This window comes from Paludibacterium paludis (assembly GCF_018802605.1).
GTDB lineage: Bacteria > Pseudomonadota > Gammaproteobacteria > Burkholderiales > Chromobacteriaceae > Paludibacterium > Paludibacterium paludis.
The window spans coordinates 1074756-1099873 of the sequence record NZ_CP069161.1; the positions used below are offsets into that span (position 1 = coordinate 1074756).

Consider the following 25118-nt stretch of genomic DNA (forward strand, 5'->3'; position numbering starts at 1 on the left):
AGGCGGATCATGTCGAGCATGAAAGTCAGGCACCGTTTGACGCTGGGCTTCGGTGTGTTGCTGGTGGTTATCGGGGTGGGCATGGGCAGCGCGGTGCGGGAGTTGGGCAACCTTTCGGGCAGCATCAAGGAAACGTCCAGGGTCCATGTGCCTCGCGCCAAGGCCGCCAACGCGACCATCGACAACATCAATGTGGTGGGACGCGGAACACGCCAGTTGCTGATCGACGACCGGCCGGCGGAAATCGCCGACATCAAAAACAAAATGACCGCCGCCTGGAAAGCCATGAACGACGCTCGCCAGGAGCTTCGCTCGGTACCCGGCGACAAGCAGAGCATGGCTTTGCAGGAGATTTTCTTCCAGACCGACGACGTGCACCGCCAGAAGGTCGACCGCTTCATGACGCTGCTCGATGCGGGCAAGCACGATGAAGCCCGGACCTATTTGCTGGCGGAGATGCGTCCCGTGCAATTGAAGGCGATCGACGCGGTCGACGCCCTGGTCGATTACGAAGAAAAACAATCCCAGGATCTGGCCAACGCCACCCTGGATGAGGCGGTCGGCGCGGTGCGCTTCCTCTACGTGATGCTGGCCGTTTCGGTGGTGATCGGCCTGACCGCCGGTTGGCTGATCACCCGCGGCCTGATGCGCCAGCTGGGCGGCGAGCCGGACGAGGCGGTGCAGTTGATGGAACAACTGGCCGCCGGCGAGGTGACATCGGAATTGACGGTGAAGAAGGGCGACACCTCGAGTCTGTTCTTCCACATCCGGCGCGCGGCGGACAAGGCGGTGGAGAACATCCGGGTGCGCATCGCGCTGGACAACGTGAGCACCAGCGTGATGATCGCCGACAACGACCGCAACATCATCTACACCAACCGCAGCGTGGGCGACATGCTGATGCGGGCGGAGGCGGATCTGCGCCGGGCGCTGCCGCAGTTCGACGCGCGCAATGTGCTGGGGGCGAACATGGACATCTTCCATCGCAACCCGGCGCATCAGCGGGAATTGCTGGCGAACCTGCGCGGCACCTACCGGGCGGAAATCAAGGTCGGCGGGCGGGTGTTCGCGCTGGCGGCCAGTCCGGTGTTCAACGCGCGCGGCGAGCGGTTGGGCTCGGTGGTGGAATGGAAAGACCGCACGGACGAAGTGCATGTGGAGGAGGAAGTGGCGGCGATCGTCGGCGCGGCGGCCAACGGCAACTTCGAGGCGCGCATCGGCATGACGGGCAAGGACGGCTTCTTCAAGGTGCTGGGCGAAGGGGTGAACAACCTGCTGGATGTGACGAGCCGGGGGCTGAACGACATCGCGTCGGTGCTGGCGAGCCTGGCGCGCGGGGATTTGACGCGGACGATCGAGAGCGACTACCAGGGATTGTTCGGTTCGCTCAAGAGCGACACCAACACCACGGTGGAGCGGCTGCGGGAAATCGTCGGCGACATCAAGGAGGCGACGGACGCGATCACCACGGCGGCGCGGGAAATCGCGGTGGGCAACAGCAACCTGTCGAGCCGGACGGAGCAGCAGGCGGCGAGCCTGGAAGAGACGGCGTCGAGCATGGAGGAGATCACCAGCACGGTGAAGCAGAACGCGGAGAACGCGAAGAAGGCGAACCAGCTGGCGAGCGGCGCGTCGCAGATCGCCACGCAGGGCGGAGCGGTGGTGGGGCAGGTGGTGTCGACGATGAGCGAGATCAACGACAGCGCGCGCAAGATCGTGGACATCATCAGCGTGATCGACGGCATCGCGTTCCAGACCAATATCCTGGCGCTGAACGCGGCGGTGGAGGCGGCGCGGGCGGGCGAACAGGGGCGGGGCTTCGCGGTGGTGGCGAGCGAAGTGCGCAATCTGGCGCAGCGTTCGGCGGCGGCGGCCAAGGAGATCAAGGCGCTGATCGGCGATTCGGTGGACAAGGTGGAGTCCGGGTCGCGGCTGGTGGACGAGGCGGGCAAGACGATGGAGGAGATCGTCTCGTCGGTGACGCGGGTGGCGGACATCATGAGCGAGATTTCGGCGGCGTCGATCGAGCAAAGCTCGGGGATCGAGCAGGTGAATCTGGCGGTGACGCAGATGGACGAGAACACGCAGAAGAACGCGGCGCTGGTGGAGGAGGCGGCCGCGGCGGCGGAGTCGCTGCAAGAGCAGTCGCAGTCGCTGGCGCAGGCGGTGTCGATTTTCCGGCTCGACGCGGCGTCGGGGCGCGCGGTGCCTGTGGCGCGTCAGCGGTCGTCAGCCATTCCGACCCTGAAGACTGTCGTGACTCCGGCTCCCGCTTCTGTTTCGGGCGACGTGCCGCGGGCGATTCAGGGGGCCAGGACCGACAACGACGAGTGGGAAGAGTTCTGAGCCATCGATCAGAAGCGGGGGAGTATCGATCATGAGAGTGACGGTCAAGCACCGCCTGACACTGGGATTCGGCATCCTGCTGGCGGTCATTGCCGCCGGGCTGCTGCTGGCGCGCCACGAGATCCTGGGTCTGTACGATGGCATTCAGGACCTGACAACGGTTCACGTGCCGCGCGCCGAAGCGGCGAACCATCTGATGGACGAGCTCAATCAGCTCTCGCGCAATCAGCGACTGATGTTCGTGGACGACCGGGCTTCCGACCGGGACGATATCCGCGACAAGATCCGCACGAGCCAGGCTCTGGTCGGCCAGATCCGCAAGGCGCTGCGGGCCATCCCGGCGGAACCGGACAGCGCGCGCCTGCAGGATGAATGGGATGCGATTTATCGCAATCATGATGAAACATCCGATCACCTGATGGCGTTGTTCGGAGCGGGCAAGCTTGATGAGGCGAAGGCGTATTTGCTCGATCACCTGCGGCCGATCCAGTCGCGCCTGATCGCCACAATGCAGAAAGTGGCCGATTACGAGGAAACCCAGGCGAAAAAACACGCCAACGAGGCAATGGAAGGCATGGCGTCGACGCTCAATAACCTGGGCATCATGCTTGCCGTCTCCGCGTTCATCGGGGTGATCGCCGCGTGGTGGATCACCCGTTCGCTGATGCGCCAGCTGGGCGGCGAGCCGGACGAGGCGGTGCAGTTGATGGAACAACTGGCCGCCGGCGAGGTGACATCGGAATTGACGGTGAAGAAGGGCGACACCTCGAGTCTGTTCTTCCACATCCGGCGCGCGGCGGACAAGGCGGTGGAGAACATCCGGGTGCGCATCGCGCTGGACAACGTGAGCACCAGCGTGATGATCGCCGACAACGACCGCAACATCATCTACACCAACCGCAGCGTGGGCGACATGCTGATGCGGGCGGAGGCGGATCTGCGCCGGGCGCTGCCGCAGTTCGACGCGCGCAATGTGCTGGGGGCGAACATGGACATCTTCCATCGCAACCCGGCGCATCAGCGGGAATTGCTGGCGAACCTGCGCGGCACCTACCGGGCGGAAATCAAGGTCGGCGGGCGGGTGTTCGCGCTGGCGGCCAGTCCGGTGTTCAACGCGCGCGGCGAGCGGTTGGGCTCGGTGGTGGAATGGAAAGACCGCACGGACGAAGTGCATGTGGAGGAGGAAGTGGCGGCGATCGTCGGCGCGGCGGCCAACGGCAACTTCGAGGCGCGCATCGGCATGACGGGCAAGGACGGCTTCTTCAAGGTGCTGGGCGAAGGGGTGAACAACCTGCTGGATGTGACGAGCCGGGGGCTGAACGACATCGCGTCGGTGCTGGCGAGCCTGGCGCGCGGGGATTTGACGCGGACGATCGAGAGCGACTACCAGGGATTGTTCGGTTCGCTCAAGAGCGACACCAACACCACGGTGGAGCGGCTGCGGGAAATCGTCGGCGACATCAAGGAGGCGACGGACGCGATCACCACGGCGGCGCGGGAAATCGCGGTGGGCAACAGCAACCTGTCGAGCCGGACGGAGCAGCAGGCGGCGAGCCTGGAAGAGACGGCGTCGAGCATGGAGGAGATCACCAGCACGGTGAAGCAGAACGCGGAGAACGCGAAGAAGGCGAACCAGCTGGCGAGCGGCGCGTCGCAGATCGCCACGCAGGGCGGAGCGGTGGTGGGGCAGGTGGTGTCGACGATGAGCGAGATCAACGACAGCGCGCGCAAGATCGTGGACATCATCAGCGTGATCGACGGCATCGCGTTCCAGACCAATATCCTGGCGCTGAACGCGGCGGTGGAGGCGGCGCGGGCGGGCGAACAGGGGCGGGGCTTCGCGGTGGTGGCGAGCGAAGTGCGCAATCTGGCGCAGCGTTCGGCGGCGGCGGCCAAGGAGATCAAGGCGCTGATCGGCGATTCGGTGGACAAGGTGGAGTCCGGGTCGCGGCTGGTGGACGAGGCGGGCAAGACGATGGAGGAGATCGTCTCGTCGGTGACGCGGGTGGCGGACATCATGAGCGAGATTTCGGCGGCGTCGATCGAGCAAAGCTCGGGGATCGAGCAGGTGAATCTGGCGGTGACGCAGATGGACGAGAACACGCAGAAGAACGCGGCGCTGGTGGAGGAGGCGGCCGCGGCGGCGGAGTCGCTGCAAGAGCAGTCGCAGTCGCTGGCGCGGGCGGTGTCGATTTTCCGGCTCGATGCGGCTTCCGCTGCGGGCGGACCGCGTGGAGGGCGCCATGGGACAGCCCGTACTTGACCGCGACTTGTCCTTCACCAGCGCGGACTTCCGGCGGATCCGCGAGATGGTGTACCGGCAGGCCGGCATCTCGCTTAATGAGACCAAGGCGAACATGGCCTATGCCAGACTGTCGCGGCGCCTGCGCAAGCTGGGACTGAACAATTTTTCCCAATATCTGGATTATCTGGGCGAGCATCCGTCAAGTCCCGAATGGCAGGCATTCATCAATGCCTTGACGACCAATCTGACGGCGTTCTTTCGCGAGTCGCACCACTTCGACGAACTGGCCGGGTTGTTCGCGGCGGCGCAACCGGGCGCGCCATTCCGGGTCTGGAGCGCCGCGGCGTCAACCGGCGAAGAGCCTTACTCGATCGCCATGACCCTGGCGGCGGCACGCTCCCGTCCGGGCAAGATCGAAATACTGGCGTCGGATATCGATACCCAGGTTTTGCAGGCGGCGGCGAGCGGCATCTACCCGATCGAACGTCTGGCCAAACTGGACAAGGCCTTGGTGCAGCGTTTTTTTCTCAAAGGTCGCGGGGCGTTCGAAGGGCAGGCGCGAGTGAGGCCGGAAGTGTCCGGGATGATCCATTTTTTTCAGTTGAATCTGACATCGCCGAACTGGCCGGATCTGGGCCGCTTCGACGCCATCTTTTGCCGGAACGTGATGATCTATTTTGACAAGCCGACACAGTTGCGGCTCCTGGAGCGGATGGCGGCGCTGATGACCCCGTCCTCGCGGCTTTTTCTCGGCCATTCGGAAAACATCCAGTTTCTGACCGGTCTTTTCGTCTCGAGCGGGCGGACCAGTTACCGCCTGGCTTCCGCCTCGCGGAGCGAGCCATGACAAGCACGGCGCGCAAGATTCGTGTGGTGGTGGTCGACGATTCTGCCCTGATTCGCAGCTTGCTGACTTCCTTGCTTAACAGCGCGCCGGATATCGAGGTGGTGGCCACGGCCTCCGACCCCATCGTCGCGCGCGAACGGATCCGGGAAACCTCGCCCGATGTGGTGACGCTGGACGTCGAGATGCCTCGTATGGACGGGCTTGAGTTCCTGCGCCGTTTGATGCGTTTGCGTCCAACCCCGGTGGTGATGATCTCGTCGCTCACCGGCCGCGGTTCGGAAACCTCGCTCGCCGCGCTGGAGCTCGGGGCGGTGGATGTCATCGCCAAGCCGGTCAGCGATGTGGCGCGCAACATGGAGCGCTACGCGGAACAGATCCGCGACAAGATCCGGGCCGCCGCCGGCGCGCGCGTTTTCCATCCTCAGCGCTTTTTGTCGCATGGACCGTTGTCCGCGCCGTCCTCCGCCGCGCATGGCAAGTTCGATGCGCTGGCGATTGTATTCGTCGGCGCCTCGACCGGCGGCACGGAAGCGATCAAGGCCTTTTTGACGCAACTGCCGGCGGACTTTCCTCCGGTGTTGATGGTTCAGCACATGCCGGAAAACTTTACCCTGTCGTTCGCCCGGCGTCTTGACTCGCTGTGCGCGATGAATGTGAAAGAGGCGGAGGACGGCGACAGGATCGAAAAAGGCTGGGCCTACCTGGCTCCCGGGCATTCGCACATGCGCATCCGCCGCGGTGGCGGCGGTTATGTGGTTGCGCTGGACAAAAGCGATCCGGTCAACCGCCACCGCCCGGCCGTGGATGTGCTGTTCCGTTCGGCCGCCGTCGAAGTCGGACGCCACGCCGTCGGCGTGATCATGACCGGCATGGGCAAGGACGGGGCCGAGGGCATGCGGGAAATGAAACAGGCCGGGGCCTGGAATATTGCCCAGGATGAAGCCTCATCCGTGGTGTACGGCATGCCGCGCGAAGCATTGCGTGCCGGCGGCGTGGATGAAGTGTTGCCGCTGAACGCCCTGCCGCTTCGGGTCATCGAGCGATTGCAGGGCCGGGGCTGACATGGCGGCGGCCGGCCAGCCTGGTTTCGGGTATTTCGATGCCCAGTTCCAGCTACCCGCCGTGAAGCTTCTGCCGGGCGAGTATCTGGCCACGCGCGCTCCGCAGTTGCTGGTGACGGTGCTGGGATCCTGCGTGGCGGCCTGTTTGCGCGACAGGAAAACCGGCATTTCGGGAATGAACCATTTCATGCTGCCGGAAGGCGCGCCGACCGGTGACCAGGGGCCCGTCACCCGTTTTGGCATGTTTGCCATGGAACGGCTGATCAACGACATGCTCAAGTTGGGGGCGAGCCGGGAAGGGCTGGAAGCCAAGGTGTTCGGCGGCGGCAACGTGCTGCATGGCATGAAAATCGTCAACATCGGCGCCCAGAACGGCAATTTCGTGCTCGATTATCTGGCCAACGAGCGTATTCCTGTGCTGGCCGAGGATCTGCTGGGCGAGCATGCCCGCAAGGTGTATTTTTTCACGGACACCGGCAAGGTGATGATCCGGCGCCTGAAGTCCGAGCGGCTGCCGACGGTGGCGCGGGAAGAAGCCCGCTACCGGGATACCGTGGAGCATTCCGGCAGCGGCGACGTCGAATTGTTCGACTGAGCGGTCACTTTTCCAGAAGGTGGCGCTTGTCCTTGACCTTCGCCCATTCCTCGTGATCGGGCAGCGGATCTTTTTTCGCGGAGATCACCGGCCATTCCCGGGCCAGTTCGGCGTTGATGCCGAGGAAGGCCTGCTGGTCCGCCGGCAGATCATCCTCGGGGTAAATCGCCTCGACCGGGCATTCGGGCACGCACAGGGTGCAGTCGATGCACTCTTCGGGATCGATCACCAGAAAATTGGGCCCTTCATGAAAACAATCCACCGGGCAGACATCCACGCAATCGGTGTATTTGCATTTGACACAGGCTTCGGTTACAACATAGGCCATGTTTTTGTGCTCCCCGCTGAAAGTTGACTATTCCAGTCAACATTTTAGCGAGAAATTCCTTCCGTGTTGAATACTGAAATGCCTTCCGTGCGCGGCCGTTTCGCGCCGAGTCCCACCGGTCTTTTGCATGCCGGTTCCCTGACCACTGCCGTGGGCAGTTTTCTTGAAGCGCGTACGCGCGGCGGCCAGTGGCTGGTGCGCATCGAAGACCTCGACCCGCCCCGCGAAGTGCCGGGCGCCGCCGACGAAATCCTGCGCACGCTCGAGCGCCTGGGGTTCGAATGGGATGGCGACGTGGTCTACCAGAGCCGGCGCCATGACCTCTACCGCGACGCGCTCGATACGTTGCGGCGGGCGGGAAGCGTGTACCCGTGCACCTGCACACGCCGTGAAATCGGTCTGGTCGCGCACCGGGGCATCGACGGCCCGGTGTATCCGGGCACCTGCCGCGGCGGCTGCCGCGAGTCGCGCAGCGCGCGCGCCTGGCGTCTGCGGGTAGGCGAAGACCCGGTGTCTTTCGACGACCGCCTGCAGGGGCGGGTATCCCAGAGCCTGGAAAACGAGGTCGGGGATATCGTGCTGCGGCGCGCCGACGGCTTTTGGGCCTATCAGCTGGCCGTGGTGGTGGACGATGCCGAACAGGGAGTCACCGATATCGTGCGCGGCGCGGACCTGCTGGTCTCAACCCCCCGGCAGATCGCCGTCTACCGGGCGCTGGGGCAAGCGGTTCCCGGCTATTGTCACCTGCCGGTGATGGTCAATGCCGCCGGCGAGAAGCTCTCCAAGCAGACGCTCGCGCCGGCCATCGATCCGGATGAGGCCGTGAAGGCGCTGTGTCAGGCATTGCGGCGGCTTGGCCATACTCCGCCGGCGGATCCGGGTTCGGTCGCCGAAGTGTGGGCATGGGCCATGGAGCACTGGTCGATAAGCCGGGTGCCGGCCGCTCCGGTTACCGTGATTTCTTGACGCCGAACGGTCACGGACGTGACAAATTACTCGCTTGCCATTTGCCTGCCGAGTGGGGATAATCCGGCCATCGTGCAGGAGAGAGCAGCGCAAGCTGCCGCCGAAGGCGCAAGCGCACCCGCAATCGCTCAGGCAAAAGGACTGCACCATGCACGCCGCAAGTCGAGTACTTCGCGTGCCAACTCTGGAGAGCGGCGCCTTGACGGCGCCCACCGAAGGGGCTAACGGCGTTCTCGCCGGAAAATCTCAGGTTGCCGGACAGAGGGGTGTGAGAAAGAGGAAGAATTCTCCCCCTATTGAGGACGCGACATGACGGCCCCGCAACGTACCCCGCTTTATCAGGAACACCTCGCAGCCAACGCCAAAATGGTGGATTTCGCCGGCTGGGAGATGCCTATCAATTATGGTTCCCAACTGAAAGAACACGAACTCGTTCGCACCGACGCGGGCATGTTCGATGTATCGCACATGACGGTGGTGGACATCACCGGCGCCGATGCCAGGAACTGGCTGCGCAAACTGATCGCCAACGACGTCGACAAGCTCGCTTTCGAGGGCAAGGCCCTGTATTCGGGCATGCTCAACGAAAAGGGCGGTGTGGTGGACGACCTGATCGTCTACCTGACGGCCACCGGCTACCGCATGGTGATCAACGCCGGCACCACCGAGAAGGATCTGGCCTGGATGGAGCGCGAATCGCGCGGGTTCGACGTCGCCCTCTCGGTGCGCCGCGACCTGGCGATGCTCGCCGTGCAGGGGCCCAACGCCATCGACAAGGTGTGCCGCGTCAAGCCCGACTGGGCCGACGCCGTTCGCGCGCTCAAGGTCTTCCAGGGCATGCCGTTCGACGGCTGGTTCGTGGCCCGCACCGGTTACACTGGCGAGGACGGCCTGGAAATCATGATTCCCGAAGCCGAAGCGGCCGGTTTTTTCCGGGCGCTGATCGGCGCCGGTGTCGCGCCGTGCGGCCTGGGCGCCCGCGATACCCTGCGTCTTGAGGCCGGCATGAATCTTTACGGCCACGACATGGATGAAACGGTTTCCCCGCTGGAAGCCGGCATGGGCTGGACCATCGCCTGGGAGCCGGCCGATCGCCGCTTCAACGGCCGCGAAGCCCTCGAAGCGCAAAAGTCGGCCGGCGTCGCCATGAAGCAGGTCGGCCTCGTGCTGGAAGGCCGCGGCGTGTTGCGCGAAGGCCTGACCGTTCTGGTCGATGGCGTTGGCGAAGGCGTCATCACCAGCGGCACCTTCTCGCCCACGCTTAAGCATTCCATCGCCATCGCCCGCGTGCCTGTCGGCACCGGCGAGACCGCCATCGTCGATCTGCGCGGCACACCGACACCGGTGCGCGTGGTGAAGATGCCGTTCGTGCGCAACGGTAAAAAAGTTTTCCATTGAGTCGTCCGAATTCCCGAGGAGAATTGTATGAGCCACATCCCCGCTGATCTGAAATATGTCGAGAGCCACGAATGGCTGCGCCAGGAAGCCGACGGCACCGTGACCGTCGGCATCACCGAGCACGCCCAGTCGCTGCTCGGCGACATCGTGTTCGTCGAACTGCCGAAAGTCGGCGCCGTGCTCAAGGCCAACGACCAGGCCGGCGTGGTGGAGTCGGTCAAGGCGGCTTCGGACGTGTATGCGCCGGTGGCCGGCAAGGTCGTGGCGGTGAACGAAGCGCTGGAAGGCGAGCCGGAGCTGGCCAATAGCGAACCGTATGGCGAAGGGTGGTTTTTCCGGATCGAGCCGGCCAATCCGGCCGATCTGGACGGTCTGTTGAGCGCCGACGCTTACGCCAGTGAAATTGCCTGATCCAGTGTGACAAAAAAGCCTCGCGACCCCGGTCCCGGGGCTTTTGTTCATGGTTTGACTGTTATCCCCATCCGGAACACCACTATGTCGCTATCCCGTCTTTTCCATCACGACGAATTCATTGCACGTCATATCGGCCCTTCGGCCGAAGAGCAGTCCGCCATGTTCGGCGCGATCAAAACCGCTTCGCTGGACTCCCTGGTCGATGAAACCGTGCCGTCCGATATCCATTTCGGCCGCGCGCTCGATTTGCCCGATCCGGTCACCGAGCAGGAAGCGCTGGCCCGTCTGGGCGCCATGGCCGCCAAGAACCGCGTGATGAAGTCCTACATCGGCATGGGCTACCATCCGACCATCACGCCGAACGTGATCTTGCGCAACGTCCTGGAAAACCCCGGCTGGTACACCGCGTACACGCCATACCAGGCCGAAATCGCCCAGGGGCGCCTCGAAGCGCTGCTCAACTACCAGCAGATGGTCATCGACCTGACCGGGCTGGATCTGGCCAATGCCTCCTTGCTCGACGAGGCCACGGCCGCCGCCGAGGCGATGGCCATGGCGCGACGTGTGTCCAAGGCGGGTTCGATGAAGTTTTTCGTGGATGCGGGCGTGTTCGCGCAAACCCTCGATGTCCTGAAAACCCGGGCCCGCTACTTCGGATTCGAGCTGGTCTGCGGCCATCCGGAAGAGGCCGGTAACGACGAATACTTCGGCGCGCTGTTCCAGTACCCTGGCCAAAACGGCGAGCTGACGGATCTGTCCGGCCCGATCGCCGCGGTCAAGGCGCGCGGCGCGGTGGCCATCGTGGCGTCCGACATCATGGCGCTGGCCCTGCTCAAGTCGCCGGCCGAGCTTGGCGCCGATGTGGCGGTGGGCTCGACGCAGCGCTTTGGCGTGCCGATGGGATTTGGCGGCCCGCACGCGGCGTTTTTCGCGTTCCGCGACGAGATGAAACGCTCGGCCCCGGGCCGCATCATCGGTGTCTCGGTGGACGCGCGCGGCAAGACCGCGCTGCGCATGGCGCTGCAAACCCGCGAGCAGCATATCCGCCGTGAAAAGGCCAACTCCAATATCTGTACCTCCCAGGTTCTGCTGGCCAATATCGCCGGCATGTACGCCGTTTATCACGGACCCCAGGGGGTACGCCGTATCGCTTCGCGCATTCACCGTCTGGCGTCGGTGTTCGCTCACGCCCTGCGCGGCGCCGGCCGCACGCTCGCGGCGCAGGCCTTCTTCGATACCGTGATGGTTCAGGCGGGCACCGAGGCTTCGCGTATCGCGGCCGAGGCCGTGGCGGCGGGATACAACCTGCGTATCGCCGACGGCGGCCAGCTCGGTGTGGCGTTCCATGAAGCAACGAGCCTGGAGGATCTGGCGTTCCTGATCCGCCTGTTCACCGGCCGCGACGCCGACATCGCGGCGCTCGATGCTTCCGCTTCCGATGCCGTTCCGGCGTCCTTGCGTCGCGAAAGCGCGATCCTTTCGCACCCGGTGTTCAATCGTTACCACACCGAGCACGAAATGCTGCGCTATCTGAAGCGCCTGGAAAACAAGGATCTGGCGCTCAATCATTCGATGATTTCGCTCGGCTCGTGCACCATGAAGCTCAATGCCACCAGCGAGATGATCCCGATCACGTGGCCGCAGTTCGCCGATATCCATCCGTTCGCTCCCCGCGATCAGGTGCAAGGTTATCTGGATCTGATCGAATCGCTGTCCGGGCAGCTCAAGGCGATCACCGGTTTCGACGCGATTTCACTGCAGCCGAACTCGGGCGCGCAGGGCGAGTACGCCGGCTTGCTGGCGATCAGCCGCTATCACGAATCGCGCGGCGAAGGTCATCGCGATGTCTGCCTGATTCCGCGTTCCGCGCACGGCACCAATCCGGCCAGCGCGCAGATGATGAACATGAAAGTGGTGGTGGTCGACTGCGACGAGGCGGGCAACATCGATGTGGCCGACCTCAGGGCCAAGGCCGAAGCGCACGCGGCCAATCTGTCCGCGCTGATGATCACCTATCCGTCGACGCATGGTGTCTTCGAGGCGGGGGTTCGGGAGATTTGCCGCATCGTGCATGACCATGGCGGCCAGGTGTACATGGATGGCGCGAACCTCAACGCGCAGGTCGGCCTGACCCGTCCCGCCGATATCGGCGCCGACGTGAGCCACATGAACCTGCACAAGACCTTCTGCATCCCGCATGGCGGCGGCGGCCCGGGCATGGGTCCGATCGGCCTGAAGGCCCACCTTGCGCCGTTCATGGCCGACCACGTGGTCGCGCCGGTGCCCGGCGCGCAGCCCGGGCAAACGGCGGTCAGCGCCGCGCCATTCGGTTCGGCGTCCATTCTGCCGATCTCCTGGATGTACATCACGATGATGGGCGCGGAAGGCATGAAGCGTGCGACCCAGGTGGCGCTGCTGAACGCCAACTATGTGGCGGCGCGCCTTGCCGGACATTACCCGGTGCTCTACACCGGGGCGAATGGCCGTGTGGCGCACGAGTGCATCATCGATCTGCGCCCCCTGAAGGCCGCCTCCGGCATTACCGAGGTGGATATCGCCAAGCGCCTGATGGACTACGGATTCCATGCGCCGACCATGAGCTTCCCGGTTCCGGGCACGCTGATGATCGAGCCGACCGAATCCGAGTCCCGTGCCGAGCTTGACCGCTTCGTCGCCGCGATGATAGCGATCCGCGAAGAGGTCAGGAAGGTGGAAGAAGGGGCATGGCCGGCCGACAACAACCCGCTCAAGCACGCGCCGCACAGCAAGGCGGACATCGCCTCCGAGTGGGACCGTCCCTATACCCGTGAAGAAGGTCTGTTCCCGCTGCCTTTTGTTTTCGACAACAAGTTCTGGCCGTCGGTGAACCGTATCGACGATGTCTACGGGGATCGCAATCTGGTCTGCAGCTGCCCGTCGACGGACAGCTATCTCTGAACCCGGGTTGGCGAGCCCTTCCCCCGGTAATGCCGGAGGGAGGGACCGCACCGCTCAAACAGCTCGGTCACGCGCGTGATCGAGCTGTTTTTTTATGCCGGCGGTGCCGCGGGACAGATACGTCTCCAGATAACTCCCCAACTCGGCGCTCTCCCTTGCGATGTCGCGCAAGGTTTCCGCCACCTGGCGGGCCGGCCAGATATTCTTGTCCGCGCGCCACCGGGCGATCCGGTTCGCCGCCTCGCCGTTCGGTGTCGCCCATTGGGCGAAGGGAAGGCCGGCAACGTCCCGCTTGAGTAATCGTTGCGCCTGTCCGGCGAGCGTCCTGACGATCCTCGAGCGGTCCTTCTCCAGTCCCGCGAGTCCCTGCAACGCCGTGGCAATGCCGCGCAGGGTGCCGATGTTGCTGTTCTTTTCGCGACTTTGCGGATTTCTGACCAGCTCGGGATGAGCGTGCAGGAGATCCGAGATCGTCAGATCCTGCAGCCGGCTTCCGCCTTGAAGGGCCGAGGCATAGTTGGGTAATAGCGCTCGGCCCGGATTAAGGGTCAATGCCGTTTTTTCCTTGCTCTTGATGACGTCCAGCAAGGCTCTGGCGCTGATGGGCTGTATCGCCAGACGCGTTTTTTCATTTTCATCCAGTCCTTGACCATAGGCTCGTTTGAGCGCGTTGGATAGCGATTTGACGAGCCGTTCGTTGGATTCTCGAAGGGTGACCAGATGATCGGATATCGTGTGGGTCGGCATGGTTTGCCCGGTGCGGGAACGCAACAATTGCTCCCTGAGCGAGACTTTGTCCTGATCAAGCTGGGATGTGTTTTTGCCAAGAGTCCGCTTCATGACAATATGCTTGTCCGGATGAAGCTGATTCAGGCGGTTCAGAAAGGCATTGATAGAAAGCGACATGGTGGTTTTTCCGTAAATTCTCCCGACAACGATGGGGGGCGATCCGCGCCACCCGGGTTCCCTCGACTGGCCGGTTTCAGTCCCGGCCTTCACAAGGTTTACCGCGCAAATAGCGAGTCTGCGCGTTGGCATCGGCAAAGCGCTTTTAAAAAACAGCTTTCGGCTAAGTGGCCGAATGATGGGGGGCCATGCATTTACCGAAGAAATGTACGCGCGACAGGCATAAGCAAACATCGGAATGTTCCGTAAAATCCGCAGGTAATCTGTTATATTTCGTTTGCATTCCGTAAACGGAGAGTTATTCAAATGCGCACCGCACGATTACTTGTGTCCGCCCTGTTCTTGTCGCTTGCCGCTGTTTCGACAGCCAAGCCTCTGGCGGTTTGCACCGACGCGAGCCCGGAAGGCTTCGATGTCGTCCAGTACAATTCGCTCGTTACCACCAACGCTTCGGCCGATGTACTGATGAACCGGCTGGTCGAGTTCGATGAAACCGCGAGGAAAGTGGTGCCGTCGCTGGCCGTGTCGTGGAAGATTTCCCCGGATGGCCTGAACTATGAGTTCGCGTTGCGGCGCGGGGTCGCGTTCCACTCCACTCCCTGGTTCAAGCCGGGTCGGCCATTCAATGCCGATGACGTGGTGCAGACCTTCGACCGCATGCTCAACCCCGGCAACCCCTGGTTCAAAACTTCGCCGACCGGCTACCCCCATGCCCAGTCGTTGTCCCTGAACAAACTGATCAGGCGCATCGTCAAGGTCGACCCTTATACGGTTCGCTTCGAACTGAACTATCCGGACGCGACCTTTCTTTCCGATCTGACCATGGGGTTCGCGTCGATTTATTCGGCCGAATACCTTGAGCGCCTCTTGGCCGAGGGGCGTCAGGGCGATCTGAACCAGAAACCGGTGGGAACCGGGCCGTTTGTGTTTTCCGGATACGTGAAGGACAGCGTGGTGCGTTACCAGGCGAACCCGGCCTACTTCGGCGGACGCCCGAAGGCGTCCGCGCTGATCTTCGCCATCACGCCGGATGCGGCCACGCGCTATCAACGCCTGGCCGCCGGCGAGTGCCAGATTGCCGTGGGGCTAAAACCCCAGGATGTCGCTTCGGCGCGTGCCAACCGGCAGTTGCGGGTGCTGGAAGCCCCCGCGTTCATGACCGCCTTCGTGGCCTTCAATACGCGCAAGAAACCTTTTGACGATGTCCGGGTGCGCAAGGCGGTGAACCTGGCATTCGACCGGCAGGCCTACCTGTCAGGGGTGTTCGCGGGCAGCGCCTCGCCGGCGACGCTGGTGTTCCCGCCCTCCGCGTGGGGCTATGCCCGTGATGTGAAACCCTGGCCGCATGACATTGCCGCCGCCAAAAAACTCATGGCGGAGGCCGGGCTGGGCTCGGGTGTCGAAACGACGCTATGGGTACGTCCTTCGGGCAGCGTGCTCAACCCGAACCCCCGGCTCGGCGCGGAGCTGCTGCAGTCGGATCTGGCGAAGATCGGCATTCGCGCCCAGATCCGCGTGATCGAATGGGGCGAACTGATCAAGCGCGGCAAGGCCGGCGAACATGATTTGCTGTTCATGGGCTGGTCGGGCGACAACGGCGACCCGGACAATTTCCTGACGCCTCAGTTCAGTTGTGCCGCCGTGGAGTCGGGCACCAATTTCGCGCGCGTTTGCGATCCCAAGCTGGATGGCTGGATCAAGAGCGCCAAGGCGACCAGCGATGTGAAAACGCGCACGGGTCTGTACCGGAATGCCCAGAAGCTGATTCATGACGACGCCCTGTGGCTGCCGCTGGCGCATCCGACTGCTTACGGTGTTACACGGGCAACGGTCACCGGGTGGCATGTCAGCCCCTTCGGGCGTCTGCACCTGGAGACGGCGGCGGCAAATTAGCCTGGCTTGCTTAAGATCAATATGGAATAAATTGGGCATCATATTGGTCTTTTTGGTCGGGCGCGTGGCGCGGTATGGTAGTCGGGTGTAATGCCATCCGACTATTTCCGCGAAAAGGATCCGCGATGAAACTCGAGACCCTGGCCGTCCATGCCGGCTATTCCCCCGACCCGACAACCCGCGCCGTTGCGGTGCCGCTTTATCAGACAACGTCGTACGCCTTCGACAGTACCCAGCACGGCGCCGATCTGTTCGATCTGAAAGTGCAGGGCAACATCTATACCCGGATCATGAACCCCACCACCGATGTGCTGGAAAAGCGCGTGGCGGCGCTGGAAGGCGGAGTGGGGGCCCTGGCCCTGGCCTCGGGGATGTCCGCCATCACCTATGCGATCCAGACCATCGCCGAAGCCGGTGACAACATCATCGCCACCAGCACGCTGTACGGCGGCACCTACAATCTTTTCGCCCATACCTTCCCGCAGTTCGGCATCGAGGTGCGTTTCGTCGATTACAAGGATCCGTCGGCGATCGCCGCTTTGGTGGACGAGCGAACCCGGGCGGTGTTCGTGGAGTCGATCGGCAATCCGCTGGGGAATGTGGTGGATTTCGCCGCGTTCGCCGAAGCGGCGCATCAGGCCGGTCTGCCGCTGATTGTCGACAACACCGTGCCCAGTCCCTACCTGTGCCGACCCTTCGAGCACGGGGCGGATATCGTGGTGCACTCGCTGACCAAGTATATCGGCGGACACGGCAACAGCATCGGCGGCATCATTGTCGATTCGGGCAAATTCCCCTGGGCCGAACACAAAGCGCGCTTCAAGCGCCTGAATGAGCCCGATCCGTCCTACCATGGCGTGGTCTACACCGACGCGCTCGGGGAGGCCGCCTACATCGGCCGTGCCCGCGTGGTGCCGCTGCGCAACACCGGCGCGGCCCTGTCGCCGTTCAATGCGTTTCTTATCCTGCAGGGACTGGAAACCCTGGCGCTGCGCATGGACCGCATTTGCGACAATACCCTGCGTGTGGCGCGGTTCCTGTCGGAGGACCCGGCGGTCGAATGGGTCGAATACGCGGCGCTCGAAGGGCATCCATCGCGGCCGTTGGTGGAGAAATACTTCGGCGGACGCGGTTCGGGCATCCTGTCATTCGGTATCCGTGGCGGAGCGGAGGCCGGGGGTCGTTTCATCGATGCCTTGAAGCTGGTGACCCGGCTTGTCAACATTGGCGACGCCAAGTCCCTCGCTTGCCACCCGGCCACCACCACGCACCGCCAACTGTCGCCGCAGGAGCAATTGCGCGCCGGAGTTCGGCCGGAACTGGTGAGGCTCTCCATTGGTATCGAGCATATCGACGATATTCTCGACGATATCCGCCAGGCCCTCGCCGCCGCGGCCCGTTAACGACCACCCGCCGCGTCGCCTCCGTGCCCCGCGAGGAACAGCCGGGCCAGTTCCATGGCCTGGCTGCCTCCCGGGTTGAAAAGTCCCGCATCGGCCATGTCGGCAAGATCGTCTTGGGGCGCCGCCTCCGGGGTTTGGCAGATCAGCCCCATGTTCCATCCCGGAAAAATCCGTTCGTCGGCGTATTCCCGGCACAGGAGGCGCAGCCGCGTGTGCCGGGAGTCTTTCCGTATCTCACTGAACAGTTCCCCCACGGCGGCATCGGGACCTTCCAGTATCTGCAGAAATGCCTCATGAGCGTGAACGAGCAACCCGGTGATGTCGTGTACGGCATTGTGGCGACGCCAGTGCTCGACGAGCGCGGGCAAGCTGGCGGCGGACAGCGCCGGTCGGGCATGGCTGGTGTAGATGAGGCGCAGCATCGATGGATCCACTGAAATCCGGTATGAAGGAAGTATAGCCATGGGGCCGGGGGCGACAGACGGGAGGAAGAAAGCGGGTGGGTGAAATAACGTGTCGCCGTTTTGCCTTTTTTGCGACACGTTGCCCAACGAGCGCCGGGCGGAGCACAATGCCGGCTTTGCCGCTCCGTTTTCCTGGCGGGCGGCCGTTTTTGCTGGAGACTCCGGGTGACGACCCTCAATATCATCGGCACCGGCCGGGTCGGCCGCGTGCTGGGCCGCCTGTCGCGCGGCCATGTCCGCATCGGCGCGCTGTGCAATCGCCGCCTTGCCACGAGTGAAGAGGCCGCCGCCTTCATTGGCGAAGGCGAGCCGCTCGATCCTGCCGGTCCGCTGCCTGCTGCCGATCTGTGGCTGCTTGCCGTGCCCGACGACGCGATCGCCCCGGTTGCGCAAACGTTGCGACCCTGGGTTCGGGCCGGCGATACCGTTTTTCATGCGAGCGGCGCTTCCGAATCCGCCTTGCTCGGGGTGTTGACCGAACGCGGAGCGCTTGTCGCCAGTGTTCATCCCGCGCTGTCCTTCGCCGACCCGCTTCGCAGTCTCGATGCGTTTTCCGGTACGCTGTGCGCGCTGGAAGGCGACACACGGGCGCTGCCCGGTCTGGAAGACTGGGTGCGCGCGATCGGAGGGCGTCCGTTTCGGCTGTCTCCGGGCGGCAAGGCGGCCTATCACGCCGCCTTGTCGATGGCGGCGAATTATCTGGTGGCGCTCAATGCGCTGGCCATGAAAATGGCGTCGAAGGCGGGTGTGGAATCCGGTGTCGCCGGTGAACTGGTCGGCGCGCTGATGAGTCAGACACTCGGCAATACGTTGGCGCTGGGACCCGCGGCGGCGCTGACCGGGCCGATTTCGCGGGGCGACGCGGGAACCGTGACGCGCCACCTCGCCGCGATGGCGGATGATGCCGTCGTGGACGGCGCGTACCGGGCCATGGGGTTGGCGACGCTCGAACTGGCCGAGGCGCGCCTGTCCCGGGAGGGGGCCGGCGCGCTGGATGCCCTGCTTCGCGGCCGCTAAGCGGCGTGAACGACAAAAATCGCCGGGCGCTTGTGCAGGTTGGGAAGGGTTTTTGGCCAATCGCGGACGCGATGGCTGACGATGAGTTGTTCCGGCAGCGTCAGGTCGCAGGCGACGGCAAGACGCGTCGCGGGCGAGAGCACGGCGAGCAGGTGTTCGAGCATTGCGTGGTTGCGGTACGGCGTCTCGATGAACAACTGTGTTTCATTTTCGCGGCGTGACCTTTCCTCCAGCGTCTTGAGTGTTTTGGCGCGTTCGGCGGGCTCGACCGGGAGATAACCCCGGAAACTGAAACACTGGCCGTTGGCGCCCGATGCCATCAGCGCCATCAGGATGGACGACGGCCCGATCAGCGGCATCACCGGGATGCCGCGGGCGTGCGCCCGCGCCACCAGTTGCGCGCCGGGGTCGGCAACCGCCGGACATCCGGCTTCCGAGATCAGCCCGACGTCATGTCCGTCAAGCAGGGGAGCGAGCAGAGCATCGATATCGCTGTCTGGCGTGTGTTCATTGAGCGTGCCCATCGAGAGTTCGCGGATCGGGGTTTCCACACCGAGCGCCTTCAGATGCCGGCGCGCGGTTTTTTCCGATTCGACGACAAAATGGCGCAGGTGGATCACGGCGGCGCGGTCCGGTTCGGGCAGCCAGGCGCGGTTCTCGTCGCCAAGAGGGGCGGGGATCAGGAACAGTGTCGGCATCAGAGGATCTCCACGCCTTCTTCGGTCAGCATCGTGACGAGATTGAATAATGGTACGCCGATCAGGGCGTTCGGGTCGTCCGATTCGATGCGCTGCATCAATACCCCCCCGAGCGCCTCGCTCTTGGCCGAACCTGCGCAATTGAGCGCGTCCGGTTCCCGGGTCAGGTAGTTTCGGGCCATGCTCTCGGTGATCGGGCGCAGGGTGACGCGCGTGATGCCGACCGTTTCGCGCACCTGCCCGGTGCGGCTATTGCACAGGGCGAGAGCCGAGTGAAACACGACGGTGCGTCCGCCCATCCACATCAACATGCACACGCCGTCCTCGAACGATCCGGGTTTGCCGATCTGGCGGCCGTCCAGCAGTGCGACCTGGTCCGAGCCGATGATCAGCGCGTCAGGAAAGCGTTCGGCGAGCGACATGGCCTTGGTGCGCGCGAGGCGGGTCGCGGTGTCGAGCGCCGTTTCGCCTTCAAGAGGGGTTTCGTCGCAGACCGGCGCAACGGCATCGAAAGGAAGGCCCAGGCGGGCGATGATTTCCCGGCGGTAGGGGGACGTGGAGGCTAGAATGAGTCGCATGGTGGTGAATGCTTGATTCTTTTGACAAAACGTGGTCCCGGATTATATCATGCTGCGTTTATGTCTAACCCGATTTTGATCGATCCGCTCCGTTACGCCCGGGAAGGGCGTGCGCAGTCCGGCAAATTTGCCGTGGCGGCGCTGGATGCGCGCGTGCTGAGCGACCTTGCCGACGAGCGCGGGGAAGTGTCCTGGACACTGACCGGTTTCGTCGATGCGCTTTACCGGCCCTGCCTGAGGCTCGTGCTGGAAGGAGAGGTTACCGTCGCCTGCGTGCGCTGCCTGGACAACATGGCCTTCCGGCTCGAAACCGATTCGGTGATCACCCTGTTCACCGATGAAGCGAAGATGGAGGCGGCCGTGGAAGCCGACGAATCCCTCGACGCGGTGCTGGTCGCCGCCGACGAGGAGTTCGACGTCGCGGCGCTGATCGAAGACGAAATCATCATGGGCTTGCCCCTCTCGCCGAGTCACGGCGAGTGTGGGGAGGAACATCTCTTGCGCGCCAAGTCGGACCGGCTCAACCCGTTCGCGGTGCTGGCGACGCTTAAGGGATCCAAGTCCGAGTAACCGTATTAGCTTGAATTTCTTAGGAGTCGATCATGGCTGTTCAACAGAACAAAAAATCCCCGTCCAAGCGCGGCATGCACCGTGCCCACGATTTTCTGACTGCTCCGGCCCTGGCCAAGGAGCCGTCCACCGGTGAAACCCACCTGCGCCACCACATCAGCCCGAACGGCTTCTATCGCGGCCGCAAGGTCGTGAAGGCCAAAGGCGAGTAATTTCATCCCAGCCTCCTGTCTTTCATAACAACAGGTAGGTTAACTACCGTACACGTTGATGACTATCACCGTAGCGGTTGATGCAATGGGCGGTGACGTTGGCCTCAAAGTCACCGTCCCGGCATCGATCCGATTCCTCAAAGATCATTCCGACGCCAGTCTCGTTCTTGTTGGTGACAGTGCCGCGCTCGACGCGGAACTGACCGGCATCGATCCTGCGTTGCGTCAGCGCATCCGTGTCCAGCACGCCTCTCAGGTCGTGGATATGGATGAGGCGCCGCAGCTGGCTCTGAAGAACAAAAAAGATTCCTCGATGCGGGTCGCCATCAACCTCGTCAAGTCCGGCGAGGCCCAGGCGGCCGTGTCCGCCGGTAATACCGGCGCGCTCATGGCCACGGCCCGTTTCGTCCTTAAAACCATTCCCGGCATCGATCGCCCCGCCATTGCCAAGCTCATGCCCTCCGTGAAGGGCACGACGTGCATGCTGGACCTGGGGGCCAATGTCGACAGTTCGCCCGAGCAGTTGCTGCAGTTCGGCATCATGGGTTCCGAGCTGGTGTCCTGTTTGCAGCAGCGATCCAATCCGACGGTCGGGTTGCTCAATATCGGTTCCGAAGATATCAAGGGAACCGAGAGCATCAAGCGCGCGGCGGAACTCTTGCGCGGCTCCGAGCTTAACTTTTATGGTAACGTCGAAGGCAATGACGTCTACAAAGGCACTGTAGATGTGGTAGTCTGCGACGGTTTTGTCGGCAACGTGGCGCTCAAATCAGCTGAGGGGCTGGCGTACATGATTGCCGCATTCCTGCGCGAAGAACTCATGCGGAGCTGGTGGACACGGCTCTGTGCCCTGGCGGCGATGCCGGTACTGCGACACTTCAAGAACCGTGTCGATACCCGCCGTTACAACGGCGCCAGTTTTCTGGGGCTGCGGGGCATCGTGGTGAAAAGCCACGGCGGAACCGACGAGCTGGGATTTCGTTACGCGCTGGAGCAGGCCCGCGAGGAAGTCCGCTCCAACGTGATCGGTCACATCGCCGACCGGGTCGCCCATCAATTACAAAACCTCAAGCGATCCGAGGCGGAAGCGAACTGACTCTACATTCTATGGTGCATTCCCGCATTCTCGGCACCGGCAGTTTTCTGCCTGCCAATGTGGTCACGAATGCGATGCTGGCCGAACGTGTCGATACGAGCGACGAGTGGATCGTCTCCCGTACCGGCATTCGTTCGCGCCGCATTGCCGACGATCAGGACAAGACCAGCGACCTGGCCCTCAGGGCCTCGCGCGAGGCCATCGCCCGCGCCGGCATTTCGCCCGCCGACATCGACCTGATCATCGTGGCCACGACCACGCCGGACATGGTGTTTCCCAGCACGGCTTGCCTGCTTCAGGAAAAACTCGGCATTCACGGCTGCCCGGCGTTCGATGTCCAGGCGGTCTGCAGTGGTTTCATCTACGCGCTGACCACCGCGCACAATTACATCAAGAGCGGCATGGCCCGTACCGCCCTGGTGGTGGGGGCCGAGATCATCTCGCGCATCCTCGACTGGGAAGACCGACGCACCAGCGTGCTGTTCGGCGATGGCGCGGGCGCCGTGATCCTCGGAGCTTCCGATTCGCCCGGCATCCTGCATGCCAAGCTTGCGGCCGATGGACGTTACAAGGATATTCTCAACACACCGGCCCAGATCGCCGGCGGCAAGATCCAGGGTTTGCCCTATCTGAACATGGACGGCCCGGCGGTGTTCAAGTTCGCCGTCAAGGCTCTGTCGGACATCGCGTCGCGTACGCTCGCAGAGGCGGGAATGCCGCAGAGCCGGCTCGACTGGCTGGTGCCGCATCAGGCCAACCTGCGCATCATCGAAGCGACGGCCCGCCATCTGGGCCTGCCGATGGAGCGCGTGGTGGTGACCCTGCCGGAGCAGGGCAATACCTCGGCCGCTTCCATTCCCCTGGCTCTTGACGCGGCCGTCCGTGACGGCCGCATTCAGCCCGGTCAAACCATCCTGCTAGAAGGTATCGGCGGCGGTTTCGCCTGGGGCGCCGTTCTGCTTGAAATCTGAATTTCACTGGAGAGACTATGGCTTTTGCCTTTCTTTTCCCGGGACAGGGGTCCCAGAGCCTCGGCATGATGGACGGTTTCGCCGAGTTGCCCGTGGTGCGGGAAACATTCGACGAAGCCTCCCGAGTGCTGGGCGAGGATCTGTGGGCCATGCTTGGCGCCCCCACGGCCGACGCCATCAATGCCACCGTGAATACCCAGCCTGTCATGTTGACGGCCGGCGTCGCCGTCTGGCGAGCCTGGCAGGCACGCGGCGGGCAGTTGCCGGTCGCTCTGGCCGGGCACAGCCTTGGCGAGTACACGGCGCTTGTCGCCGCCGGCGCCCTGGCCTTCGAGGATGCGCTACGCCTGGTTCGTCTGCGCGCCGTCGCCATGCAGGAAGCGGTACCGGAAGGCGCGGGAGCGATGGCCGCCATCCTTGGTCTTGACGACGAGTCCATCCGCGCGGCCTGTGCCGAAACGGCGCAAGGCGAAGTGGTCGAAGCGGTCAATTTCAATTCTCCAGGCCAGGTTGTCATCGCCGGAGGCAAGGCCGCGGTCGAGCGCGCCATGGAAGCGTGCAAGACCCGCGGCGCGAAACGGGCGTTGCCGCTGCCGGTTTCGGTGCCTTCCCATTGCGCGTTGATGCGTCCCGCCGCGGATCGTCTGGCCGCGGCTCTGGCCGATGTGATCATCCATACCCCTGTCATCAACGTGACGCATAATGTGGACGTGACCTGCCACGAGGAGCCGGATGCGATCCGCGATGCGCTGGTGCGCCAGTTGTACAGCCCCGTGCGATGGACCGAAACGGTCGCCGCGCTCGCTGGCGGCGGCATCACCAGGATGGCCGAGTGCGGACCGGGCAAGGTGCTGGCCGGTCTTGCCAAGCGCATCGATGGCAACGTCAAGTGTTTTGCCCTGACCGATATGGCCGCCATGGATGCGGCGCTCGCGGAATTGGCCTGAGTGAGGAGAAAATCCCATGCTGTTGAAAGATAAAGTCGCGGTCGTTACCGGTGCCTCGCGCGGTATCGGCGCCGCCATCGCCGAAGCCCTGGCCGCCGAAGGCGCGAAGGTGATCGGCACGGCAACGAGCGAGAGCGGGGCGGCCGCGATCGGCGAGCGCCTGGGAGCAGGTTGCGCCGGACGCGTATTGAACGTCACCGAAGAGGGCGCGGTTGAGCGCTTGATGGATGAAATCACCGCTGAATTCGGTGAAATCGCGATTCTTGTCAATAACGCCGGCATCACTCGTGATACTCTGCTCCTGAGAATGAAGGACGAGGATTGGGATGCGATCATGGAGACCAATCTGAAGTCGGTTTTCAAGGCTTCCAAGGCCGTGCTGCGCGGCATGATGAAGGCGCGTTCCGGGCGCATCGTCAATATCGCGTCGGTTGTCGGCGTGATGGGCAATGCCGGACAAGCCAATTATGCTGCGGCCAAGGCGGGCATCATCGGTTTTACCAAATCGATGGCGCGTGAGGTCGGAAGCCGTGGCATCACCGTCAACTGTGTCGCGCCGGGCTTCATCGACACCGACATGACCCGCGCCCTGCCCGAAGCGCAGCGCGAGGCGCTGGTCGGGCAGATCTCGCTCGGCCGGCTGGGCGATGCGAAGGATATCGCCGATGCCGTGGTTTTCCTGGCATCGGAGAGAGCGTCGTATATCACCGGACAAACCCTGCATGTCAACGGTGGCATGCTGATGCCGTGATCGGCGCAGTTTTCAGGAATTTCGCTGAATTTAGGTAGGCTACTCTAATTTTTTTTTGTAGAATACTCGGGTTTTGTTATCCCGAGACAGAAAGGTAAAGGGTTTAAACAAATGGAAAACATCGAACAGCGTGTTAAGAAGATCGTTGCTGAACAACTCGGCGTCAACGAAGCCGAAGTCAAGGTCGAATCTTCTTTCGTAGACGACCTGGGCGCCGATTCCCTTGACACCGTTGAACTCGTGATGGCACTGGAAGAAGAGTTCGAGTGCGAGATCCCCGACGAAGAAGCCGAGAAGATCACCACCGTTCAACAAGCCATCGACTACGTGACGGCCCACCTGAACAAGTAATCCGGTTCGATCTGACGGGGACCTCTGTCGTCGGTGTCATGCACCGCGGACAGGGGTCTTTTTGCGAACGGGTTCCAAACAACCGTTTGAATCCGTTTTAACCTGATCAACATGCATTCGGGAG

The 25118-nt window shown here is 63.1% G+C and carries 24 protein-coding genes and 2 riboswitches; of the genes, 19 read left to right on the plus strand and 5 right to left on the minus strand.

Going from position 1 to position 25118, the window contains the following annotated elements:
• The first annotated feature begins 9 nt into the window (after positions 1-9).
• Genes JNO50_RS19195 through cheD form a run of 5 tightly spaced genes read left to right on the plus strand, consistent with a single transcriptional unit; the run spans position 10 to position 7094 of the window.
• Positions 10-2346, plus strand: a complete 2337-nt coding sequence (locus JNO50_RS19195) for a methyl-accepting chemotaxis protein (protein ID WP_215796499.1) — start codon at positions 10-12, stop codon at positions 2344-2346.
• Between the two features lie 31 nt (positions 2347-2377).
• On the plus strand, positions 2378-4609 hold the full coding sequence (locus tag JNO50_RS19200) for a methyl-accepting chemotaxis protein (protein WP_215796500.1): 2232 nt from the start codon (positions 2378-2380) through the stop codon (positions 4607-4609).
• Positions 4590-5438 carry a CheR family methyltransferase gene (locus JNO50_RS04885; protein WP_189532158.1) on the plus strand — a complete coding sequence of 283 codons (849 nt, stop codon included), beginning with the start codon at positions 4590-4592 and terminating at the stop codon, positions 5436-5438. The genes JNO50_RS19200 and JNO50_RS04885 overlap by 20 nt, the downstream gene beginning before the upstream one ends.
• Positions 5435-6499, plus strand: coding sequence for a protein-glutamate methylesterase/protein-glutamine glutaminase (locus tag JNO50_RS04890; RefSeq protein WP_189532160.1), 1065 nt, complete (start codon positions 5435-5437; stop codon positions 6497-6499). The genes JNO50_RS04885 and JNO50_RS04890 overlap by 4 nt, the downstream gene beginning before the upstream one ends.
• A gap of 1 nt (position 6500) precedes the next feature.
• Positions 6501-7094: a chemoreceptor glutamine deamidase CheD gene (gene cheD / locus JNO50_RS04895; protein ID WP_189532161.1), complete on the plus strand. Its 594-nt coding sequence runs from the start codon at positions 6501-6503 to the stop codon at positions 7092-7094.
• 4 nt (positions 7095-7098) lie between these two features.
• On the opposite strand, the gene fdxA is transcribed toward cheD, so the two are convergent.
• Positions 7099-7422 (minus strand): ferredoxin FdxA, encoded by a 324-nt coding sequence (gene fdxA, locus JNO50_RS04900; RefSeq protein ID WP_189532163.1) that lies wholly within the window; start codon positions 7420-7422, stop codon positions 7099-7101.
• A gap of 78 nt (positions 7423-7500) precedes the next feature.
• Here fdxA and gluQRS point away from each other — a divergent pair, with 78 nt between their 5' ends.
• From gluQRS to gcvP, 4 genes are all read left to right on the plus strand, one after another.
• Positions 7501-8388, plus strand: a complete 888-nt coding sequence (gene gluQRS, locus JNO50_RS04905; protein WP_189532535.1) for a tRNA glutamyl-Q(34) synthetase GluQRS — start codon at positions 7501-7503, stop codon at positions 8386-8388.
• Between the two features lie 65 nt (positions 8389-8453).
• A riboswitch (glycine riboswitch) is annotated at positions 8454-8542 on the plus strand.
• 20 nt (positions 8543-8562) lie between these two features.
• Positions 8563-8660, plus strand: a riboswitch (glycine riboswitch).
• A 37-nt stretch (positions 8661-8697) separates the two neighbouring features.
• Positions 8698-9786, plus strand: coding sequence for a glycine cleavage system aminomethyltransferase GcvT (gene gcvT / locus JNO50_RS04910; RefSeq protein WP_189532166.1), 1089 nt, complete (start codon positions 8698-8700; stop codon positions 9784-9786).
• A 27-nt stretch (positions 9787-9813) separates the two neighbouring features.
• Positions 9814-10197: a glycine cleavage system protein GcvH gene (gene gcvH, locus JNO50_RS04915; RefSeq protein WP_189532167.1), complete on the plus strand. Its 384-nt coding sequence runs from the start codon at positions 9814-9816 to the stop codon at positions 10195-10197.
• An 84-nt stretch (positions 10198-10281) separates the two neighbouring features.
• Complete coding sequence (gene gcvP / locus JNO50_RS04920) at positions 10282-13137, plus strand: aminomethyl-transferring glycine dehydrogenase (protein ID WP_189532169.1); 2856 nt, start codon at positions 10282-10284, stop codon at positions 13135-13137.
• A gap of 54 nt (positions 13138-13191) precedes the next feature.
• On the opposite strand, the gene JNO50_RS04925 is transcribed toward gcvP, so the two are convergent.
• A complete protein-coding gene (locus JNO50_RS04925; protein ID WP_189532171.1) occupies positions 13192-14277 on the minus strand; it encodes a hypothetical protein in 1086 nt (361 codons plus the stop codon).
• A 72-nt stretch (positions 14278-14349) separates the two neighbouring features.
• Between JNO50_RS04925 and JNO50_RS04930 the strand changes: the two genes are divergently transcribed.
• Positions 14350-15936 carry an ABC transporter substrate-binding protein gene (locus JNO50_RS04930; protein ID WP_189532173.1) on the plus strand — a complete coding sequence of 529 codons (1587 nt, stop codon included), beginning with the start codon at positions 14350-14352 and terminating at the stop codon, positions 15934-15936.
• Between the two features lie 125 nt (positions 15937-16061).
• Positions 16062-17339, plus strand: a complete 1278-nt coding sequence (locus JNO50_RS04935) for an O-acetylhomoserine aminocarboxypropyltransferase/cysteine synthase family protein (RefSeq protein ID WP_189532175.1) — start codon at positions 16062-16064, stop codon at positions 17337-17339.
• On the opposite strand, the gene JNO50_RS04940 is transcribed toward JNO50_RS04935, so the two are convergent.
• Positions 17336-17761 (minus strand): BLUF domain-containing protein, encoded by a 426-nt coding sequence (locus tag JNO50_RS04940; protein WP_189532177.1) that lies wholly within the window; start codon positions 17759-17761, stop codon positions 17336-17338. The genes JNO50_RS04935 and JNO50_RS04940 overlap by 4 nt on opposite strands.
• 207 nt (positions 17762-17968) lie before the next feature.
• Between JNO50_RS04940 and JNO50_RS04945 the strand changes: the two genes are divergently transcribed.
• On the plus strand, positions 17969-18820 hold the full coding sequence (locus tag JNO50_RS04945; RefSeq protein WP_189532179.1) for a Rossmann-like and DUF2520 domain-containing protein: 852 nt from the start codon (positions 17969-17971) through the stop codon (positions 18818-18820).
• Here the strand turns inward: JNO50_RS04945 and JNO50_RS04950 are convergent.
• Both JNO50_RS04950 and JNO50_RS04955 read right to left on the minus strand, forming a co-directional pair.
• Positions 18817-19518: an SAM-dependent methyltransferase gene (locus tag JNO50_RS04950; protein WP_189532181.1), complete on the minus strand. Its 702-nt coding sequence runs from the start codon at positions 19516-19518 to the stop codon at positions 18817-18819. The genes JNO50_RS04945 and JNO50_RS04950 overlap by 4 nt on opposite strands.
• Entirely contained in the window at positions 19518-20096 is a 579-nt protein-coding gene (locus JNO50_RS04955) for a Maf family protein (protein ID WP_189532183.1), read from the minus strand. The genes JNO50_RS04950 and JNO50_RS04955 overlap by 1 nt, the downstream gene beginning before the upstream one ends.
• Positions 20097-20156: 60 nt before the next feature.
• On the opposite strand from JNO50_RS04955, the gene JNO50_RS04960 reads away from it, so the two are divergent.
• The 7 genes from JNO50_RS04960 (at position 20157) to acpP (ending at position 24994) form a co-directional block, all read left to right on the plus strand.
• Complete coding sequence (locus JNO50_RS04960) at positions 20157-20666, plus strand: YceD family protein (protein WP_189532186.1); 510 nt, start codon at positions 20157-20159, stop codon at positions 20664-20666.
• Positions 20667-20698: 32 nt separating this feature from the next.
• Positions 20699-20878 (plus strand): 50S ribosomal protein L32, encoded by a 180-nt coding sequence (gene rpmF / locus JNO50_RS04965; RefSeq protein WP_189532188.1) that lies wholly within the window; start codon positions 20699-20701, stop codon positions 20876-20878.
• Positions 20879-20936: 58 nt separating this feature from the next.
• The gene (gene plsX / locus JNO50_RS04970; protein ID WP_189532537.1) at positions 20937-21974 is read left to right on the plus strand and encodes a phosphate acyltransferase PlsX; all 1038 of its coding nucleotides are present in this window, start codon (positions 20937-20939) and stop codon (positions 21972-21974) included.
• An 11-nt stretch (positions 21975-21985) separates the two neighbouring features.
• Positions 21986-22945 (plus strand): beta-ketoacyl-ACP synthase III, encoded by a 960-nt coding sequence (locus tag JNO50_RS04975; protein WP_189532190.1) that lies wholly within the window; start codon positions 21986-21988, stop codon positions 22943-22945.
• Positions 22946-22962: 17 nt separating this feature from the next.
• Positions 22963-23892 carry an ACP S-malonyltransferase gene (fabD, locus tag JNO50_RS04980; protein ID WP_189532192.1) on the plus strand — a complete coding sequence of 310 codons (930 nt, stop codon included), beginning with the start codon at positions 22963-22965 and terminating at the stop codon, positions 23890-23892.
• Between the two features lie 16 nt (positions 23893-23908).
• Positions 23909-24643, plus strand: a complete 735-nt coding sequence (fabG, locus tag JNO50_RS04985; RefSeq protein ID WP_189532195.1) for a 3-oxoacyl-ACP reductase FabG — start codon at positions 23909-23911, stop codon at positions 24641-24643.
• A 111-nt stretch (positions 24644-24754) separates the two neighbouring features.
• Positions 24755-24994, plus strand: coding sequence for an acyl carrier protein (gene acpP, locus JNO50_RS04990; protein WP_189532197.1), 240 nt, complete (start codon positions 24755-24757; stop codon positions 24992-24994).
• Positions 24995-25118: the final 124 nt, after the last annotated feature.

What these genes read in the sequence shown, in the direction of transcription:
- JNO50_RS04925 (WP_189532171.1), bottom strand. Translation starts at nt 14,277, where the DNA reads ATGTTTGCTTATGCCTGTCGCGCGTACATTTCTTCGGTAAATGCATGG.
- gcvH (WP_189532167.1), top strand. Translation starts at nt 9,814, where the DNA reads ATGAGCCACATCCCCGCTGATCTGAAATATGTCGAGAGCCACGAATGG.
- cheD (WP_189532161.1), top strand. Translation starts at nt 6,501, where the DNA reads ATGGCGGCGGCCGGCCAGCCTGGTTTCGGGTATTTCGATGCCCAGTTC.
- JNO50_RS04960 (WP_189532186.1), top strand. Translation starts at nt 20,157, where the DNA reads ATGTCTAACCCGATTTTGATCGATCCGCTCCGTTACGCCCGGGAAGGG.
- gcvT (WP_189532166.1), top strand. Translation starts at nt 8,698, where the DNA reads ATGACGGCCCCGCAACGTACCCCGCTTTATCAGGAACACCTCGCAGCC.
- fabG (WP_189532195.1), top strand. Translation starts at nt 23,909, where the DNA reads ATGCTGTTGAAAGATAAAGTCGCGGTCGTTACCGGTGCCTCGCGCGGT.
- JNO50_RS04975 (WP_189532190.1), top strand. Translation starts at nt 21,986, where the DNA reads ATGGTGCATTCCCGCATTCTCGGCACCGGCAGTTTTCTGCCTGCCAAT.
- JNO50_RS19195 (WP_215796499.1), top strand. Translation starts at nt 10, where the DNA reads ATGTCGAGCATGAAAGTCAGGCACCGTTTGACGCTGGGCTTCGGTGTG.
- JNO50_RS04930 (WP_189532173.1), top strand. Translation starts at nt 14,350, where the DNA reads ATGCGCACCGCACGATTACTTGTGTCCGCCCTGTTCTTGTCGCTTGCC.
- JNO50_RS04950 (WP_189532181.1), bottom strand. Translation starts at nt 19,518, where the DNA reads ATGCCGACACTGTTCCTGATCCCCGCCCCTCTTGGCGACGAGAACCGC.
- JNO50_RS04890 (WP_189532160.1), top strand. Translation starts at nt 5,435, where the DNA reads ATGACAAGCACGGCGCGCAAGATTCGTGTGGTGGTGGTCGACGATTCT.
- rpmF (WP_189532188.1), top strand. Translation starts at nt 20,699, where the DNA reads ATGGCTGTTCAACAGAACAAAAAATCCCCGTCCAAGCGCGGCATGCAC.
- JNO50_RS04935 (WP_189532175.1), top strand. Translation starts at nt 16,062, where the DNA reads ATGAAACTCGAGACCCTGGCCGTCCATGCCGGCTATTCCCCCGACCCG.
- JNO50_RS04940 (WP_189532177.1), bottom strand. Translation starts at nt 17,761, where the DNA reads ATGCTGCGCCTCATCTACACCAGCCATGCCCGACCGGCGCTGTCCGCC.
- JNO50_RS19200 (WP_215796500.1), top strand. Translation starts at nt 2,378, where the DNA reads ATGAGAGTGACGGTCAAGCACCGCCTGACACTGGGATTCGGCATCCTG.
- acpP (WP_189532197.1), top strand. Translation starts at nt 24,755, where the DNA reads ATGGAAAACATCGAACAGCGTGTTAAGAAGATCGTTGCTGAACAACTC.
- gcvP (WP_189532169.1), top strand. Translation starts at nt 10,282, where the DNA reads ATGTCGCTATCCCGTCTTTTCCATCACGACGAATTCATTGCACGTCAT.
- gluQRS (WP_189532535.1), top strand. Translation starts at nt 7,501, where the DNA reads ATGCCTTCCGTGCGCGGCCGTTTCGCGCCGAGTCCCACCGGTCTTTTG.
- fdxA (WP_189532163.1), bottom strand. Translation starts at nt 7,422, where the DNA reads ATGGCCTATGTTGTAACCGAAGCCTGTGTCAAATGCAAATACACCGAT.
- JNO50_RS04955 (WP_189532183.1), bottom strand. Translation starts at nt 20,096, where the DNA reads ATGCGACTCATTCTAGCCTCCACGTCCCCCTACCGCCGGGAAATCATC.
- JNO50_RS04885 (WP_189532158.1), top strand. Translation starts at nt 4,590, where the DNA reads ATGGGACAGCCCGTACTTGACCGCGACTTGTCCTTCACCAGCGCGGAC.
- fabD (WP_189532192.1), top strand. Translation starts at nt 22,963, where the DNA reads ATGGCTTTTGCCTTTCTTTTCCCGGGACAGGGGTCCCAGAGCCTCGGC.
- plsX (WP_189532537.1), top strand. Translation starts at nt 20,937, where the DNA reads ATGACTATCACCGTAGCGGTTGATGCAATGGGCGGTGACGTTGGCCTC.